This is a genomic window from Acinetobacter sp. 228, assembly GCF_048147885.1.
In genome coordinates, this window is the sequence record NZ_JAYWYV010000611.1 from 1 (window position 1) to 1,026 (window position 1,026).

General features: G+C 35.3%; 2 protein-coding genes. Both read left to right on the forward strand.

From position 1 onward, the window contains the following. Positions 1 to 773: ATP-binding cassette domain-containing protein (locus tag VXQ92_RS21265; protein ID WP_416683097.1), on the forward strand; the 773-nt coding region annotated here is incomplete at its 5' end. Between the two features lie 185 nt (positions 774 to 958). After that, the coding region (locus tag VXQ92_RS21270; protein WP_416683098.1) for a hypothetical protein at positions 959 to 1,026 on the forward strand (68 nt) is incomplete at its 3' end.

A 1,026-nucleotide genomic window follows, 5' to 3' on the forward strand; every position in this document is an offset into this window, starting at 1 on the left:
GTCATAAAATTTTATCTGTTCAACAACTCAATGTTAAATATCCAATACGACGTGGTTTCTTTAACCGAATTCAGGGTTATACCAATGCGGTTGAAAATGTAAATTTTGAGCTTGCTCAAGGCGAAGCATTAGGCATTGTGGGTGAAAGTGGATCCGGAAAATCTTCATTGGCTTTGGCTCTGGTTCGATTAATTAAAAGTGAGGGACAGATTAACTTTCTAGGGCAAGATATAAACCACTTAGAACAAAAAGCTTTACGCAAGATCAGGTCAGACTTACAGATTGTTTTCCAAGATCCATTTGGTAGTCTAAACCCACGTATGACGGTAGGGCAGATTATTGCTGAAGGGTTAAAAGTCAAAGCGATAGCTGATAAAGAAATCAGACAGCAAGTTGAATCAGCTTTGATAAAAGTTGAGTTGGCAGAGGGCTTTCAACATCGCTATCCACATGAACTTTCTGGTGGGCAACGTCAACGCGTTGCTCTAGCGCGAGCTTTAGTAGTTCGACCTAAACTTTTAATTTTAGATGAACCAACGTCTGCCTTAGACCGAACCACGCAAAAAGCGATGATTCAATTATTACGACGTTTACAACAAACAGAGCACTTGAGCTATATTTTTATTAGTCATGATTTAAATGTGGTCAAAGCACTGTGTCATAAAGTGATGGTATTACGACATGCAAAAGTTGTGGAATATCAGCCAACTGAGCAGTTATTTAATACCCCAAAAACTGAATATACCAAGCAATTAATTGCAGCAAGTTGTTAAATATATTTAATAAGATTCTGTTTTATAATAATAAATTTTATTTAAATTTTTAATGCAAAAAGTTGCATTTTTTTATATTTTTTAAATTTGACATGTGCTATTGTCAGTTATCGATTTCCCCTTGACATGACCTATAACTCATCTAAATTAGAGTAATTGCTCTAAAATATTAAAAGAGGTTAACCATGAGCCAGATTGCACAACCAATCACAATTCGAAATACCACATTTAAAAACCGGATTATTAAAGGTGC